The organism is Leucothrix mucor DSM 2157, assembly GCF_000419525.1.
Classification (GTDB): domain Bacteria; phylum Pseudomonadota; class Gammaproteobacteria; order Thiotrichales; family Thiotrichaceae; genus Leucothrix; species Leucothrix mucor.
In genome coordinates, this window is the sequence record NZ_ATTE01000001.1 from 605,353 (window position 1) to 620,697 (window position 15,345).

14 protein-coding genes are annotated in these 15,345 nt (G+C 47.3%); 6 read left to right on the top strand and 8 right to left on the bottom strand.

What is annotated here, in order from left to right:
* Positions 1-176: 176 nt before the first annotated feature.
* From gabD to LEUMU_RS0102610, 3 genes are all read right to left on the bottom strand, one after another.
* Positions 177-1,625, bottom strand: a complete 1,449-nt coding sequence (gene gabD, locus LEUMU_RS0102600; RefSeq protein WP_022950724.1) for an NADP-dependent succinate-semialdehyde dehydrogenase — start codon at positions 1,623-1,625, stop codon at positions 177-179.
* A gap of 296 nt (positions 1,626-1,921) precedes the next feature.
* Positions 1,922-2,251, bottom strand: a complete 330-nt coding sequence (locus LEUMU_RS0102605; RefSeq protein ID WP_022950725.1) for a c-type cytochrome — start codon at positions 2,249-2,251, stop codon at positions 1,922-1,924.
* A gap of 183 nt (positions 2,252-2,434) precedes the next feature.
* Complete coding sequence (locus tag LEUMU_RS0102610) at positions 2,435-3,463, bottom strand: GDSL-type esterase/lipase family protein (protein ID WP_022950726.1); 1,029 nt, start codon at positions 3,461-3,463, stop codon at positions 2,435-2,437.
* Positions 3,464-3,764: 301 nt separating this feature from the next.
* On the opposite strand from LEUMU_RS0102610, the gene LEUMU_RS0102615 reads away from it, so the two are divergent.
* The 4 genes from LEUMU_RS0102615 to LEUMU_RS0102630 all read left to right on the top strand — a co-directional run bounded on the left by LEUMU_RS0102615 (position 3,765) and on the right by LEUMU_RS0102630 (position 9,377).
* Positions 3,765-4,409: a cysteine peptidase family C39 domain-containing protein gene (locus tag LEUMU_RS0102615; RefSeq protein ID WP_022950727.1), complete on the top strand. Its 645-nt coding sequence runs from the start codon at positions 3,765-3,767 to the stop codon at positions 4,407-4,409.
* Positions 4,410-4,569: 160 nt separating this feature from the next.
* Positions 4,570-6,270 (top strand): response regulator, encoded by a 1,701-nt coding sequence (locus tag LEUMU_RS0102620; RefSeq protein WP_022950728.1) that lies wholly within the window; start codon positions 4,570-4,572, stop codon positions 6,268-6,270.
* Between the two features lie 117 nt (positions 6,271-6,387).
* A complete protein-coding gene (locus LEUMU_RS0102625) occupies positions 6,388-8,571 on the top strand; it encodes a malate synthase G (protein WP_022950729.1) in 2,184 nt (727 codons plus the stop codon).
* 41 nt (positions 8,572-8,612) lie between these two features.
* Positions 8,613-9,377, top strand: coding sequence for an IclR family transcriptional regulator (locus LEUMU_RS0102630; protein WP_022950730.1), 765 nt, complete (start codon positions 8,613-8,615; stop codon positions 9,375-9,377).
* Positions 9,378-9,405: 28 nt separating this feature from the next.
* On the opposite strand, the gene LEUMU_RS0102635 is transcribed toward LEUMU_RS0102630, so the two are convergent.
* On the bottom strand, positions 9,406-9,687 hold the full coding sequence (locus tag LEUMU_RS0102635; RefSeq protein WP_022950731.1) for a peptidylprolyl isomerase: 282 nt from the start codon (positions 9,685-9,687) through the stop codon (positions 9,406-9,408).
* A gap of 153 nt (positions 9,688-9,840) precedes the next feature.
* Between LEUMU_RS0102635 and tpx the strand changes: the two genes are divergently transcribed.
* The gene (tpx, locus tag LEUMU_RS0102640) at positions 9,841-10,338 is read left to right on the top strand and encodes a thiol peroxidase (protein WP_022950732.1); all 498 of its coding nucleotides are present in this window, start codon (positions 9,841-9,843) and stop codon (positions 10,336-10,338) included.
* 132 nt (positions 10,339-10,470) lie between these two features.
* Here tpx and LEUMU_RS0102645 read toward each other — a convergent pair whose 3' ends face one another.
* Positions 10,471-11,688 carry an aminopeptidase P family protein gene (locus LEUMU_RS0102645; protein WP_022950733.1) on the bottom strand — a complete coding sequence of 406 codons (1,218 nt, stop codon included), beginning with the start codon at positions 11,686-11,688 and terminating at the stop codon, positions 10,471-10,473.
* Between LEUMU_RS0102645 and LEUMU_RS29280 the strand changes: the two genes are divergently transcribed.
* On the top strand, positions 11,682-11,813 hold the full coding sequence (locus LEUMU_RS29280) for a hypothetical protein (RefSeq protein ID WP_281169910.1): 132 nt from the start codon (positions 11,682-11,684) through the stop codon (positions 11,811-11,813). The two genes, LEUMU_RS0102645 and LEUMU_RS29280, sit on opposite strands and share 7 nt — an antisense overlap.
* 56 nt (positions 11,814-11,869) lie before the next feature.
* Here LEUMU_RS29280 and LEUMU_RS24360 read toward each other — a convergent pair whose 3' ends face one another.
* Genes LEUMU_RS24360 through LEUMU_RS0102660 form a run of 3 tightly spaced genes read right to left on the bottom strand, consistent with a single transcriptional unit; the run spans position 11,870 to position 15,192 of the window.
* Positions 11,870-12,367: a DUF3465 domain-containing protein gene (locus LEUMU_RS24360; protein WP_040504094.1), complete on the bottom strand. Its 498-nt coding sequence runs from the start codon at positions 12,365-12,367 to the stop codon at positions 11,870-11,872.
* 22 nt (positions 12,368-12,389) lie between these two features.
* A complete protein-coding gene (locus LEUMU_RS24365) occupies positions 12,390-13,781 on the bottom strand; it encodes a YcjF family protein (RefSeq protein WP_245570678.1) in 1,392 nt (463 codons plus the stop codon).
* Positions 13,693-15,192, bottom strand: a complete 1,500-nt coding sequence (locus LEUMU_RS0102660; RefSeq protein ID WP_026744424.1) for a GTPase — start codon at positions 15,190-15,192, stop codon at positions 13,693-13,695. Before LEUMU_RS0102660 ends, LEUMU_RS24365 begins: the two co-directional genes overlap by 89 nt.
* Positions 15,193-15,345 lie beyond the last annotated feature (153 nt).

Genomic DNA, 15,345 nt, shown 5'->3' on the forward strand with positions numbered 1-15,345 from the left:
ATTACGGATTACGGATTACGGATTACGGATTACGGATTACGGATTACGGATTACGGAGTGCTGAGGAATATTTTGTGACTTGGCTTGGTGCTGAAAAGCTTGGCCATTGAGATAAAGTCAGGCACAAAAAGGCTCCCATTGATTAGATCAAGTGGGAGCCTTTTTTCAGCTAAGTCTTAAACAGACATGCAGATGTATTTGGTTTCGAGGTATTCATCGATTCCATGGTGTGAGCCTTCACGGCCCAAGCCAGAGGACTTGATACCACCAAATGGTGCTACTTCAGTAGAAATCAGACCGGTGTTTACTCCCACCATGCCGTATTCCAGTGCTTCTGACACCTTCCAAACACGTGACAAGTCACGAGCGTAGAAGTAAGCCGCCAGACCAAATTCAGTATCATTCGCCTGATGAATAACATCATCAACGGTTTTGAAGCGGAATAGTGGTGCTAATGGACCAAATGTTTCTTCACGAGCAACCAGCATGGAGCTATCAACGTTAGTTACAATCGTTGGCTGGAAGAAGGTACCACCCAATTCATGCACATCACCACCGGTTAAGATGGTGGCGCCTTTATCAACCGCATCTTTCAGATGTGTTTTAACTTTAGTGATGGCGGCATCGCTGATCAGTGGTCCGGTAGTAACTCCTTCATCTAATCCGCTACCCACTTTCAGTTTGCCAACTGCAATTGCCAATTTCTCAGCGAACTGATCGTAAACTGCGTCTTGCACATAAATTCGGTTAGCGCAGACACAAGTCTGGCCAGCGTTACGGTATTTTGAAATCATGGCGCCTTCGATGGCTGCATCAATATCAGCGTCATCAAATACAATAAATGGCGCGTTTCCGCCCAGCTCCAAAGACATTTTCTTAACTGTTGGCGCACACTGAGCCATCAACTTGATACCAACACCGGTTGAACCAGTGAAGGACAGTTTACGCACGATTGGGCTGCTGGTTAGTACACCACCGATAGCTACGGCGTCACCTGTTACAATGTTCAGTACGCCAGCTGGAATGCCTGCGCGCTCTGCAAGCTCTGCCAATGCAAAGGCAGAATAAGGCGTTTCAGCCGCAGGTTTGATAACCATTGTGCAGCCAGCAGCTAGTGCCGCGCCGGCTTTACGGGTAATCATTGCCGCAGGGAAGTTCCATGGCGTAATAGCCGCAGTAACACCGATTGGTTGTTTTAATACAAGAATGCGCTTATCCGGCTGGTGGCCAGGAACGGTTTCACCGTATACACGTTTTGCTTCTTCCCCAAACCACTCAATAAAAGAGGCCGCATAAGCAATCTCGCCTTTGGCTTCTGGCAGTGGCTTACCCTGTTCCAAGGTCATGATCATGCCTAGATCATCTTGATTTTCCATCATCAGCTCAAACCAGCGACGCATTTTGTTCGCACGGTCTTTTGCCGTCAGCGCACGCCATGCAGGCAGTGCAGCATTTGCAGCATCAATGGCGCGTTGCGTTTCTTGCTCGCCCATATTCGGGACGGTGCCAAGTACGTCGCCATTCGCAGGGTTAGTCACTTCAATTGTTGAAGCGTTATCTGCGTCAAGCCACTCGCCGTTGATGTAACATTTTTGATGAAGCAGCTTGGAGTCGTTTGGTTGCATTAAAATGTCCTCTGAGATCTTGAATAGAATGGGGTAAACCGGATCGGATTTCCGGTCACGGTAACGGGTGTACTATTAGATCATAAAACCAATTAGATAGTGGTGCCAGTTTGAATTTCTTAATAAAGCCAGTACTGGGCTGAGAGGGGCGTGAGCTGAGAAGCTAAAACGGTATGGGGAGTCTAAAAAAGACTGTGGTTTTGGAGGCAGGAACTAGCGAAGTAGAGGGTGAGTAAAAGTAAAAAGCAAGGCGCAGAAGGGTATCTGGCCTTGCCATATCAGAGATATACAGCTGTTTATTCAACAGAAGATAAGTACTCTGAGATTGCTTCGATTTCTTCAGCAGTCACGGCTGCTACCAAAGGCATCATCGCTGCAGTCATACCACCGGTGCGTACGCCTTCTTTGATCATGGTAGTTTGGGCAATCAAGTACTCTTTATTCTGGCCAGCCAGCTTAGGGTACGTAGGAATAATAGGCGCTTTACCTTCAGCGCCATGACAAGTCACACATAACTTTTCTGTGTATAGCGCTTTTCCGTCAGCGGCCATTGCAGAAGATGCGCCCAAGCTTGCAATAACTGCTGCACTTAATAACAGGCCATTTACAGTGTTCGTCAGTTTCATAAGTATTTCCTTATTAATTATTAAATTCTGTTCGCGCAATGCGCTAGTAGCCAGCTAATCATTGACCTGAAGGGCTACTTAGTCAATATCACTTAGAGAATGAATTATTAAAGGATGGGTGACTTATTGTTAATCACCCATTTACCTTTAGTTGACCTAAGTCATTGACAGAATGGTTTAATTTTAAGGCTGTGACTCATTCAGTAGATTCTCTACCTGAGAGGTGTAGCGCATGGCCAGATCAAACAATAAAGTACCATCTGCTGCCGTGCCGGATGGTCCTGGCGCTGAGTCATAAACAATTGCCTGTGCGCCTGTTTGCTGAATCTTAAAAATGAGATTTTGCAGACGGATTTTGTAGTCTTCCTGAGTCACGTCATTAAAGTAATCATTGACGCTGCTATTAACCCAAACATAATTCGGTAGCTCAGGGCTAACATCTGTTTCAAAGCGTCCTAGAAGATCGCATAAGGTGTTACCACCAACGCCGCTTTGAACAATTTTGGCGTCTGGAAAACGCAGTGCTAAGCGGTCTCTAATCACACCATCAGCAAACCAGCTATCACCTAACAACACATGGGTGCCATCATTTGTAATGCTATTGGCAACACTGCGATACCCATAATCGGCAATGGCTTTGTAACCAAGCTCATTCGGGTGGCTTGGATCAAAGTAAAAGTTCCAGAGGTTTTGGCCTGCCAATACCGGGCTCACTAGAGCCGTCGCTCCGGTAAGTGTAATGGTAGTGGCATCCAGTGATGCTATTTGAGCAACATTGTAGTCTAGGTTTTCACTCAGGTAGGTAATCAGTTGATTAGGTACCAGCGCTGTTGTGGAATCAACTTTTAAGGTTGTAGCACCTGCAGGGGCATCGGCTGTGACGGTTAAGTCAAGAAACCCACCTGTTTCACCTGCCAAGGTCAGGTCGCCATTGGTATCAGCTTGGCTGATCACATAAGCCTGATTTCTCAGAAGTCCATAATGCCTTTTCACCCAAATAAATGGCTCAATGGGTTCGGCAATGGTCTCACAGCTAACCGTCGTAGCGGAGCCATCCGTATCGCCGCCATCCTCGGTTGTTTTTGGGTCATCCTTTGTATCTTCATATGAGTTAGCAGCGGTATCGTGGTAGTCGACTTTGGAGTCGCCAGCGCAGCCATGCAGGAAAAGCAGGCTACACAGTAATATCGGGGTAAGCAGTATCCTTTTCATTCGAGGTCCTTTCAAAATTTTCATTGTTATTGGATGTATGTGTTTTCAAAGGCAGTTTAGGTGGCTTGAGTCTTGGTTGCGTGTGCCAGAGGGAGGAGACGAAGCCTTTTATTGATGAGTGGGCTTGTATTCGATTTATGAAGCTAAACACAAGAATGGACTTCGGCTAACTAATAGCCATTTCGCTGCGTTTTATGTATTATTTGCCCGAAAAAAAACGATTCAAACCGTTAGCGGTTTCCGGTGATAAAAAGGCGTGAATAATTAGGAGCCTTGTGTTGCGCAAGGGGAGAGGGAGTGTATGAAGTCGTTAATTCGTAAGTGTTTAGGTTCGTTACTGCTAGTTAGCATGAGTGTGTGCGCAAATGAATCCAATGATCCGTCCGGAGAATTATTTCTCCTTAGAAAGGCAGGTGATTTGTCTAATTGCGGGCCGATTACTGCATTAATGGCTCGTCAGTATGCTGATCGAAGTTTTGATGTGGAGAGTCTGTCAGGAGAAGTCATTAAGGCCCGTAAACTATTAGCGGATTATCGCCACCGACCTTCTAGCAAAGATAATGAGGGCTGGTGGAGCTTAAAAGATATACAAGTCTATCTGCGTTTTATGGGGGTAAGTAGTCAGCGTGGTGATCTCATTCGTGGTCGAAACTACATCGAACTGAAAAAAGTGATTGATCAGAAAAAAGTAGCCATTATCAATGTAAATATGAATGACTTACCTCGCGGCAATGAGACCGGAAAGCCTTACGGCACCTTCTATGTACCATTTGGCTGGGGGCATTTTATTGCTATTGTCGGTTATCAGGAAAAAAATGGAGAGTTGTATTTTGAGACGCATGACTCTTTTTCACCTCAAGGCAAAAGTCGCCTGTATTTAGCGAAACATCTTGAGAGAGCCATAAAGCGTTATAATCCTTACTACCTTGAGGTCGCGCCTAGTTAATGGCTGTCAGTGTTCGTTCCTCGCATTTCGTCAGTTGGCTGATTAGCTTATTAGAGTTTCCTTATTGTTATGGTACTCTATTAAGCATTAATCAAAATAGCATCCGAGCTTTGAGGGCTCCGGTGTTTAATGAAATCGACTGCAGAATAATAAAAATATTATGGATATAGTGTGCAAACCAACGCAGACAGACGCTCAGGAGTTACATGACCCTGAGCATCAGCAACTCAAAAAGCAGCTCGCCTCTCAGGAACGTGAGATTGAACGACTGCGTAAAGATCTTGATATTGCCGAACAAAAATTAGCACATGGCCTGAGCGCTAAAATGGCGTTTCTGAATAATATGAATCATGAGATTCGTACGCCCATGAATGGCATTATTGGTATGTCAGCGCTATTGGCAGAGTCCGATCTCAGTCCCCGTCAGCATAGCCATAATCAAATAATTTTAGAGTCAGCCAGAGGCTTATTCCGCGTATTAGAAGATACGATGGATCTTGCAGAGCTTGAGGCTAACCAGCTCACACTTAATCCTGAGCGTTTCAACTTTCATGAAATGGCCAGCAAAGTGTTAACTACGATGGCACCGTTAGCCGCTGAGAAAAATATTGAGTTAATCGGTGCAATTGATGAGGATATGCCAGAAACACTAATTTCGGATGCTGGACGGATTAAGCAAATTCTGCAAAATCTGATTAGTATTGCGATCAAGTTCACGGAGAAAGGGCACGTCTACGCTTCGGGTAATGTTTTATCGCGACATGGTGAATTCGTTACCTTGCGATTTGAGGTGATTGATACCGGTGGCGGTTTGACTCATGATCTTATCGATGAGTTATTTTCTTTAAAGCAAAATCAAATTCAGCGGAAGGATTTCGGACACCACGGAACCGGGCTTAGTTTATCCATCAGTCGTCGCTTAGTGGGCCTGTTTAGAGGCAAAATGGGCGCAGAGCCAGATATTGGCCACGGCAGTAAGTTTTGGTTTGAGATACCTGTTTATGGGGCTGAAGGTGTTCGGGAAGTTACGACTAGGGCAGGTCATTGCGCTGTATTTCAGGCCAATCTTCCAAATGATGACTACCTAAGCCATTTATTGACTAGTTTATATGGATCGCTTCAGCAAGCTAGCTCACTGCAAGAGCTTACCCGTTGGGCTGAAGATCCCAAGCAATCATTTAGTAAATTCTTAGTAGATGTTGATGCACTAACTCCTGATGAGCAAAATTATCTGTTTGAATTTGTCGCCAACTCGCCTCTGGATAGCAAGCGTTGGGTAATGCTGTGCAACGAAAATGATGACGTGGCAAACAGGTCGTACGCTAATAAAGTCCATGGCTGGTCTGTGATCGCGCGTCCTTGGTCCCGATTCAAATTACGCATTGCCCTCACGCAAAATACTGCTCATGACTTTGATCCGCTAACGGTTCCAAGCCATCAGCCCTTGGAAAAGGGGCAAACTCAACCCAGACAGAACCCACATATTCTCTTGGTTGAAGATAACCGCGTGAATCAAATGGTTGCGAAAGCCATTTTGAATAAGCTGAATGCCAAAGTGACGATTGCCAATGATGGTATCGAAGCGATTGAGCAATATCTTGAGCATGAGTTTGATTTGGTGCTGATGGATATCAGTATGCCAAGAATGGATGGTGTGGAAGCGACATGTGAACTTAAGAATATGATGAATGCAGGTGCTAAGCGGGTGCCAGTGGTCGCGTTGACGGCTAATGCGATGTCGGATTCTAAAGAAAAATACCTCAGCCTTGGCTTAGATGATTATTTAGCAAAGCCATTTCAGGCCCCACAACTCAAACGCATATTGGATAAGTGGTTACTCCCCAAAAATCGTAATCTCTAAGGTTTAAGTACCGGATAGAAAACCTGATAGTCGATGTTAAAAAAAATTATGGTTCCGTATCGTGAGATGCTATACCATAAATTGAAATAGACATTGATTCACGATCAGGAGTGGTACATGAGTAATCGAATTCAACAGGGTGGCTTGCAAGTTGCAGCCTCATTGCATGCATTAGTTGATCAGCAAATCCTTCCGGGCACCGGTATTGACAGCGCTACTTTCTGGCAGCGTTTCGAAACGATTCTGAATGAGCTGGCACCACAGAACAAAGCACTGCTGGCCAAGCGTGATGCGATTCAGGTGAAACTGGATCAGTGGTATCAGCAAAATCAAGGTCCGATTCAGGACATGGATAGCTACAAATCTTTCCTGCGTGAAATCGAATACTTAGTTGATGAAGGTGCTGATTTTAGTATTGGTACTCAAGGCGTCGATGCTGAAATTGCTACCGTAGCGGGCCCACAATTAGTGGTTCCAGTAAACAATGCACGTTTCGCGCTGAATGCGGCCAATGCGCGCTGGGGCAGCTTGTTTGATGCCTATTATGGTACCGATGCGATTGATGATAGCGAAGGCGCTGAAAAAACAGCGGCTTATAACCCCGTTCGTGGAGAGCGTGTTGTTGCAACGGCTCAGGCCTTTTTGGATGGCGCAATCCCACTAGCTGAAGGCAAGCATGCTGATGTTGCCGCCTACGAGCTAACCGGTGACTCCACTATGTCACTCACCGTTAAACTGCAAGATGGCAGCCAAACTCAATTACAAGACTCTGCAAAATTCATTGGCTTCCAAGGTGATGCGGCTGCACCAACTTTGCTGTTGTTTGTGAACAATGGCCTGCACATCGAAGTGTGTATTGATCGCGACTCAGTGATTGGTCAATCAAACCCTGCTGGTATTAAAGATGTCGTGCTCGAATCTGCAATGAGCACCATTATGGATTGCGAAGATTCGGTCGCTGCAGTTGATGCTGAAGATAAAACCTTGGTTTACAGCAACTGGTTAGGCCTGATGAAAGGCGACCTGAGCGAAACCTTTGAGAAAGGTGGCAAGCAGTTAACTCGTCGCATGAACCCTGACCGCAGCTACACGGCATTGGATGGTAGCGATTTAAGCCTACACGGCCGCAGTCTGCTGTTGGTTCGTAACGTTGGTCATTTGATGACTAATGATGCGGTATTAGATGCTAATGGTGACGAAGTTCCAGAAGGAATGCTGGATGCCATGATCACGACAGCTTGCGCGCTGCATGACTTCAACCACACGGGTGACTTAAGCAATAGCCGCCAAAACAGCATTTACATTGTTAAGCCAAAAATGCACGGCCCTGAAGAAGTGGCATTTGCTAATACGTTGTTCTCTCGCGTTGAAACGGCATTGGGCTTAGCGCCAAACACCATGAAAATTGGTGTAATGGATGAAGAGCGCCGGACTACGGTTAACCTGAAAGCCTGTATCCGTGAAGTAAAAGACCGCATTGTATTCATTAATACTGGATTCCTGGATCGCACCGGTGATGAAATTCACACTAGTATGGAAGCGGGCCCATTCCTGCCAAAAGACAATATCAAGCAACAGCCTTGGATTGCCGCTTATGAAAACTGGAACGTCGATATTGGCTTGGAATGTGGCTTCAGTGGTCATGCGCAAATCGGTAAAGGTATGTGGGCAATGCCGGATGAAATGGCAGGTATGTTGGAAGCCAAAATTGGCCACCCAATGGCCGGTGCTAACTGCGCTTGGGTACCTTCTCCAACGGCTGCCACACTGCACGCCACGCATTATCATCAAGTGAGTGTGTTTGCTCGCCAAGCTGAACTTGCTTCGCGTGAGCGCGCTAATTTGGATGATATTCTGACCGTGCCACAATTAGGCGATATGGCACTGACGCCAGAGCTGATTCAGGCTGAGTTGGATAATAATGCGCAGGGCTTGTTGGGATATGTAGTGCGCTGGATTAATCAAGGTGTTGGTTGTTCCAAAGTGCCAGACATCAACAATGTCGGCTTAATGGAAGATCGCGCGACATTGCGTATTTCCAGTCAGCACATTGCTAACTGGTTGCGTCATGGCATTTTGAATAAAGCACAGGTCATGGAAACGCTGGAGCGTATGGCAGTGGTGGTTGATCAGCAAAACGCAGGCGATGCAGCGTACATTCCAATGACGCCAAATACCGCTGATAGCATTGCTTTCAAAGCCGCTTGCGACCTGATTTTTGATGGCACGGCTCAGCCCAATGGCTACACTGAGCCACGTTTGCATGCACGTCGTCGGGAGTTCAAGCAATCGATAGCTTAAAGCCAAGCGCTAAAAGCAAAGCAGGGGGCTCGGTTCAATCATTGGACCGGGCGTTCAATCTGCTGAGCCAATTAGCCGAGTCGGGAGCTGATCCGGGAATGAGTCTGGCTGAGCTATCAGCCGCCTCAGGCCTTGCTAACTCCACGACCCATCGCCTGTTGGTGAGTATGAAACATTTAGGTTATGTGGAATACGAAGAGTCCAAAGGCTTGTGGAGCGTGGGGATCAAGGCCTTTTCGGTCGGTAATGCCTATTTGCGCAAGCGGGATTTCATTACGCAGGCGCGTCCAATCATGCGCGAATTGGTTGCTGAGACGGGGGAGACCTCAAATCTTGCCGTGATCAAAGGCGATCGCCATGTATTCGTTGGACAGATTGAGTGCAAAGAAGTGATGCGGATGGTGGTGCAAGTTGGTAGCGGTGGTTATTTGCATGCTTCCGGTGTCGGTAAAGCCTTGTTATCTGCAATGCAGGAGGCGGATGTCCGTCAAATTATCGAACGTACCGGCTTAAAGCCCTTATCCGAGAAAACGATTGTCACGATTGATGGTTTATTGGCTGAGCTGGCTAAGATTCGCAAAACACGTTATGCCTTGGATGATGAAGAACAAACGCCAGGGCTGCGTTGCATTGCCAGTAATATCTATGATGAATATGGTGAAGCGATTGCCGCCGTGTCGATATCCGGGCCATCGGTGCGTATTTTAGATACGCGTATTGAAGCGATTGCGAACAGTGTCATTCAAAAAGCGGATGCCATTACGCACACTATTGGTGGAAGGCGTCCTCGTTCCACTGACGGTTAGCCATGGAACGAGGCACAGCTCAGGGGATTTAGTCCTGACGCTGAGTCACTTCCAGCAAGTGGTAACCGAACTGAGTCTTTACCGGACCCTGAACCGTTCCAACGTCAGCGCTGAATACAACCTTGTCAAACTCAGGAACCATCTGGCCTGGGCCAAAAGTACCTAGATCGCCACCGCGTCCGCCTGATGGGCAGCTAGAGTTAGCTTTAGCCACTGCACCAAAATCTGCACCGGCTTCAATTTCTTTTTTCAGTTCAAGGCACTTTTCTTCAGTCGCGACAAGAATGTGTCTGGCGTTTGCACTGGCCATAGTTTAATCCATACTAGTTTATAAAGGAGTGCAAGCTAACTGCTTTTTGAGTCGCTTGCAAGTTCTCCCATTCCCAAGCTTGCTATACGGCATTGATACGATATAGTTAAGCGGATAAATTCTTAACACTAAAACAACCACAGGATAATGCGTATGGCTACGATCACACTTCAAGGCAATCCAATTCATACCAATGGTGAGTTACCCGCTGTTGGCAGCACTGCGCCAGATTTCACATTGACCACTGGCGAGCTGGCTGATGTTAGCTTGGCTGAGTACGCTGGCAAGAAAAAAGTACTGAATATCGTTCCAAGTGTCGATACTGGTATCTGTGCTCTTTCAACTAAGCGTTTTAATGAAGCCGCTGCTGACCATGATGACGCGGTATTTTTGACAATCTCTGCGGATCTTCCATTTGCACAAGGCCGTTTTTGTGGCGCAGAAGGTCTGGAAGCGGTTAAAACCTTATCCATGATGCGTTCACGCAGCTTTGCAGAAGACTACGGTATTCTGATTACCGATGGCCCATTGGCAGGCTTGTCAGGCCGTGCAGTGATGGTGCTGAATGCTGAAAATGAAGTGGTTTACACCGAGCTAGTGCCTGAAATCGCTCAGGAGCCAGACTACGATGCAGCATTAGCCGCATTGTAAGATTCACTATTTACTGAACTGTTAGTCAACGATTTACGCTTGAGTTTTAACAGTAAAAGTATCAAATCTGCCCGCGAAGTTTGCGGGCAGACTTGTATGTGTTGAGTGTGTATCTAGGTGGCAGCAGCCAGTTTATACAGGCACCACATTAAACTCCGGGCCATACGGATATTTCGTAATATCCTCCGCATCCGTCTCGCCAACCACTAAAATATCATGCTCCCGATAACCACCAGCGGCCGCTTGGCCGTTTGGAATGGTGAGCATTGGCTCCATCGAAACCACCATGCCGGGAATTAGCTCGGTATCGATATCTTCACGCAACTCCAAGCCTGCCTCACGTCCGTAATAGTGCGAGAGCACACCAAAGCTATGCCCATAGCCGAAGGAACGGTATTGCAGTAAATCACGTTCAGCAAAGAACTCATTGATCTTGGCGGTGATGCCAGAGCAAGTTGCACCCGGTTTAATCAGGCTAATGCCCAGCTCATGTGCATCGATATTAGCTTGCCAGATTTGCATGCTGGCATCATCCACTTCACCCACAAACAGTGTGCGCTCAAGGGCGGTGTAATAGCCACTAATCATCGGAAACGTGTTTAAGGACAGAATATCGCCACGCTCTAATTTGCGAGCAGTGACTGGGTTGTGTGCGCCATCAGTATTGAGTCCGGACTGAAACCAAACCCAAGTATCGCGGTACTCCGCATCCGGAAAGCGTTTGGCAATTTCCAGCTCCATAGCATCGCGTCCGGCCATGGCGACATCAATTTCACGCGTCCCAATTTTAATCGACTCGCGAATTGCATAGCCGCCAACATCGGCCACGGCTGCACCGTGTTTGATCAGCTCAATTTCAGCAGGGGATTTGTGCATGCGTTGCTGCATGGTGAGGCTGTAGACATCAACCGTGTTGGCTGGCTTGAGGAAGTGCTTTAATTTGTCGAGTTGCAACAACGTGAGATGGTCGCTTTCAAAGCCAATGTTTTTGCCGCTGCCCGTTACCGACAGCACAGCGCGCCAGTAATTATCGCGGGTCCAATCGGTAAACGTAATATTATCGCCAAAGCAACGACGCCAAGGCTGTCCCGCATCAATGCCCGCGCTGATGGTGACATTCGTATCTGCGGTCACTACACAGGCGTATGGCCTGCCAAAAGCGCAATACAAAAAGCCTGAGTAATAGGCGACATTATGCATTGACGTGAGTACAACGGCATCAATACTTTGCTCACGCATAATCTGGCGTAAACCAGCTAAGCGTTGCTCATATTCGGCATTAGAAAAGGGGAGAACGGCTTGCTCACCGTTATGAAATCGTAGAAATTCAGTACGAGTAGATAATGTCATCGCGACCTCTGCATGGGGCCGTGATTGAGACCCCAGAAGATCCCGGCGTTCAGGACGAAATTGGAAATAAATCCGGTCTTTACGTGCTCAGTGCACAGAGTGACGACGCCATCGCCACGCGATAATCATAATGGGATATCGGTGGCTTGGCAATTACAAAAATGATTCGGTTTAAACGAGGCTACTTGTAATACTGCCCGCCCGCATAAATCCAGCCGCTTTCTTTACGGCCTTTAGGGTCATGATGGGTCCAATGCAATACGCCACCTCGGTTATTCCACTCATAACGGCCCTTGATTTTTATTTTATCGCCTTCTCTGACCGGTGCGCGTGGTGCGAGATCAATATTATGAGCCACTAGTAGCGTGATATCCGGAGCTAGTTTAAATAGGAATTTCTGATGCTGGCTACCTTTAGTATCATCCTTCAGGTTCTTGATCACAGTGCCTTCGGCCGTCATCCAAAACTGTGAATTCGTATCTTCTTTAGCTTTACGAATTTTAGTTAGCAGGGCATTCTGATTAGCAATTTCTGGCGCTTGGCCAGATTGCCCGTTTGATGCGCTCTGGCCATTGCCACCTAGGCTGCCAAGATCAAAGCTACCTTGAGTAAAATAGTTATAACCACCAACCGCCGCGGCAATCAGCAGGCCTGCAACTACTCGGCCAAGTTTATTCATCAGAAAGTTGTTGCCTCGCATACTACGCTTTACCTTTTTTTATAAATGTCATTATTTCTTCTTTAGCTTCTTTCATAATCGAGTCGCGATCCAAGCTATCCAGAATCTCTGCAACTGCGAGCTTAGGCCCGCTATCACCCCAAGATTTTCCTTTGGCTAAATAGCGCTCCGCAGCGCGACCGATAATTAGCGTGCTATACCAGGCAATGGCGCCCTGAGTGACCCCGGTTAAAATGGTGGATAAGCCCACCGTGGTAATTTTCAGGGTCGATGACAGTAAATTCACTGCCCAGAATGATCCGTAAAGCACTACCATTTGTGCCGCAATGTTCTTAATAAGTTCACCGGCTTCAGATTTGCTCATTGGTAAGCCGTAAATACGTGATAGATGCACGATCATACTGACATCAATTGCCACTGCAGCCACCAGATCAGCAATGGGTACAGGGTTTAGCGCCACTGCCACGCCTTTGGCTATGCAGTACAAATTGATTACGCGTGCGCCAACTTCCTGACGCACTGCTAGCATACGCTCACCAACCTGTTCACTCAGTTGACCGGCAAACAGAGAAGCATTCAGAGCGGATAAGGTTTTACCTTCGGCCTCAATAATGTCCCACAGCCGCGAGCGCAAATTGATGATATCAACGGGGCGTTGGCGCGTAGACTCATGCTCATTGCCAAACTCATCTTCGCGAATAATGATTTGCTTACCAGGCGAGGCAGCTGAGAACACAATATTTTCTGGCGCAATTATGCCTGATACACGATCGCGGATAATCCCACGCAATTGCATGATTTCGGCTTCGCTGTATTGATCGGATTTATTGACCACCAGAATGATCGGGCGCTTGGCTTCAGCCACTGTTTTCAGGGCTTTTAACTCAACATCGGTTAGGTCGCTATCCACCACAAACAGCAACATATCCGCGCGCTCAGCCACATCATGTGCCAGCGCTTCACGAGCTTCGCCGTCAATCTCGTTAATGCCAGGGGTATCGATCAGATAAACGCCGCCGGCATCGACTTCTTTCCAAGCTTCCATATCCGCTTGCTTGGTTTCACCATGTAGCAGGCTCACGCTAAACACCTCGCGGCCAATCAGCGCATTCAGCACTGATGACTTACCCACACTTACGCGACCGAATACGGCAATGTGGAGCTGTCCGTGCTCTAGCTTATCCAGCATCTGGCGAATCACCTGATAATCCGCCTGCAAGCCATTGCGCACCGACTCCGGCACCCGCTCATCATTGAGCAGTTGAGTTAGGCTCTCTTTGGCTAAGGCCAGATGGTTATCACCTGAGCGCGAGGGCTCGGCAGGATCAGCGGTCGTCGGATTTTCCGACGGATTCTTTTCGTTGTTCGAAAACCAGTCTGGCAAATAATTTTGCACGTGATTCCAGATTTTCACTCAACATCTCCTTAAACGTCAGCGCAGCAGGAGCCGCTCGTAACTGACCACGTTGTTCCAGGGTTTTACTTACAGACTTACCCAATGCATCGAAAATCATGCCATACGCGACAGCATGAACTAAACCACCTGCGACCGTGCCAATGCCCGGAAACGCTTTTAAACCATTGCCTGCCACCGCTAAAATCAGCGGCACACTTTTCTTCATCAAATCCTGACTGAAGTTTAGAAATTTGTCGATATCCAGCTGCTTGACTGGCGCATCATACAGCGCACATAAATCCTGCACCATGCGCGTTCCAAGATAGCCCTGAACCACTAAATCTGCACCGGGGCTGACTGAGGCCATGGCACCAACCACTGCTTTGCGGGTCGAGCTAGTAACAATGTCCTTGGCTTTTCGAGTGCGGAATACGGCTTTTTCTGAGTCCAGCTTTTGCTTTACCAGCACAAAGACCGACGCATCCCGTAAGGAATCCAGCAGCTCACTTTGCTCATCAATCTCCGCTTGCAGCGCTTCGGCTAGCTCATCAATGCGTGCTTTACGAGGTCGAATCAAAGTTTTCTCATTGCCATCCTTATCAATCCGAATGACTTCTTCCTCGCCACCTGATTGCACAAAGACCAAACGTGTCTTGCCCAATTCCCGCTCATCAAAGCGTTGTTTCAATAAGGCGCGCTCTCCGTTGTTATAACGGTCACTTTTATTCAGCGCCACAATCAGCGGTTTGCCAAAACTCATCAGTTCCTGAATATCATCGAACTGGGTACGTGATAAATCTGAATCCGTCACATAAATGACCAGCTGCGCACGAATCGCTTCTTCATTGGCCATTTCATCCAAGGAGCCACTGGCTTCATTGCGGCCCGGTAAATCGGTAAGAATTAGTTGATCCCCAGAGCTGGAAGACCAAGTGTATTGTGTGATGGTTTGCGTTGAACCGCCACGTACATTGATATCGATATGCGCTTCTGGCAGCAGGCTTTTAATAATTGAGCTTTTACCCGTGCTGATATTGCCAAATAACGCGACATAAATAGAGCCGGTATCTTGTCTGGCTTGTAAGTTTTCTAACTCACGGCGCAGCTCAGCGGTATCCATACCATAGGTTTCTGCTTTTTCCAGCTCTTGTAATACCGTTTCTTCAGAGACGTCTTCATGGTCACTCAATGGCAGGCTGGCAGGAGAGCGCAGTAAGCGATAAATCACCCACACCGTCCCGAGCAAAAAGGCAATGATGACACCTAGGTAGCTATAAAAAGCTGCTGGCGGCAGCAATAGCATACGGTCCCAGATATCCAGAACACTGCGGGTCGCAAAAAAGATAAACAGTAAAAACAGCAGCGCGGAGACGGCAACAACGACGGCCATGACGCGCTTAAAGGTGGTTCCGGCTTGTTTCATTGGCATGTTAAAAAACTTATTGTCAGTGGGCGCAGTTTATCACGAGCGATTAAATGCGGTCTGTAATTCTGCTATACGCGGTGATTTTTAGTAACTTGGCCGGTTGTCGGCCTATTTGCTTGCTTTGTCGGTGGTAACGAGGATAAACGGTCGATAAGC

Excerpts from the sequence above, each read along its gene's own strand:
- tpx (WP_022950732.1), top strand. The coding sequence starts at position 9,841 with ATGGCTACGATCACACTTCAAGGCAATCCAATTCATACCAATGGTGAG.
- LEUMU_RS29280 (WP_281169910.1), top strand. The coding sequence starts at position 11,682 with ATGTCATCGCGACCTCTGCATGGGGCCGTGATTGAGACCCCAGAAGAT.
- LEUMU_RS24360 (WP_040504094.1), bottom strand. The coding sequence starts at position 12,367 with ATGAATAAACTTGGCCGAGTAGTTGCAGGCCTGCTGATTGCCGCGGCG.
- LEUMU_RS0102635 (WP_022950731.1), bottom strand. The coding sequence starts at position 9,687 with ATGGCCAGTGCAAACGCCAGACACATTCTTGTCGCGACTGAAGAAAAG.
- LEUMU_RS0102625 (WP_022950729.1), top strand. The coding sequence starts at position 6,388 with ATGAGTAATCGAATTCAACAGGGTGGCTTGCAAGTTGCAGCCTCATTG.
- LEUMU_RS0102615 (WP_022950727.1), top strand. The coding sequence starts at position 3,765 with ATGAAGTCGTTAATTCGTAAGTGTTTAGGTTCGTTACTGCTAGTTAGC.
- LEUMU_RS0102605 (WP_022950725.1), bottom strand. The coding sequence starts at position 2,251 with ATGAAACTGACGAACACTGTAAATGGCCTGTTATTAAGTGCAGCAGTT.
- LEUMU_RS0102620 (WP_022950728.1), top strand. The coding sequence starts at position 4,570 with ATGGATATAGTGTGCAAACCAACGCAGACAGACGCTCAGGAGTTACAT.
- LEUMU_RS0102610 (WP_022950726.1), bottom strand. The coding sequence starts at position 3,463 with ATGAAAAGGATACTGCTTACCCCGATATTACTGTGTAGCCTGCTTTTC.
- gabD (WP_022950724.1), bottom strand. The coding sequence starts at position 1,625 with ATGCAACCAAACGACTCCAAGCTGCTTCATCAAAAATGTTACATCAAC.
- LEUMU_RS0102645 (WP_022950733.1), bottom strand. The coding sequence starts at position 11,688 with ATGACATTATCTACTCGTACTGAATTTCTACGATTTCATAACGGTGAG.
- LEUMU_RS0102660 (WP_026744424.1), bottom strand. The coding sequence starts at position 15,192 with ATGCCAATGAAACAAGCCGGAACCACCTTTAAGCGCGTCATGGCCGTC.